Annotated in this window: 1 rRNA gene; it reads left to right on the top strand. The window is 51.9% G+C overall.

The annotated features are described in order from the left end of the window. A 23S ribosomal RNA gene (locus M992_RS14560) occupies nt 1-212 on the top strand; the annotation flags it as partial.

Raw genomic sequence — 212 nt, 5'->3', positions numbered from 1 at the left:
ATATGTTGTGAGTTCGATGAGTAGGGCGGGACACGTGACATCCTGTCTGAATATGGGGGGACCATCCTCCAAGGCTAAATACTCCTGACTGACCGATAGTGAACCAGTACCGTGAGGGAAAGGCGAAAAGAACCCCGGCGAGGGGAGTGAAATAGAACCTGAAACCGTGTACGTACAAGCAGTGGGAGCCTCTTTTATGGGGTGACTGCGTA

This window comes from Moellerella wisconsensis ATCC 35017 (genome assembly GCF_001294465.1).
GTDB lineage: Bacteria > Pseudomonadota > Gammaproteobacteria > Enterobacterales > Enterobacteriaceae > Moellerella > Moellerella wisconsensis.
The sequence above is the reverse complement of the archived record's forward strand: the minus strand, read 5'-3'. Positions and strand labels throughout refer to the sequence as shown.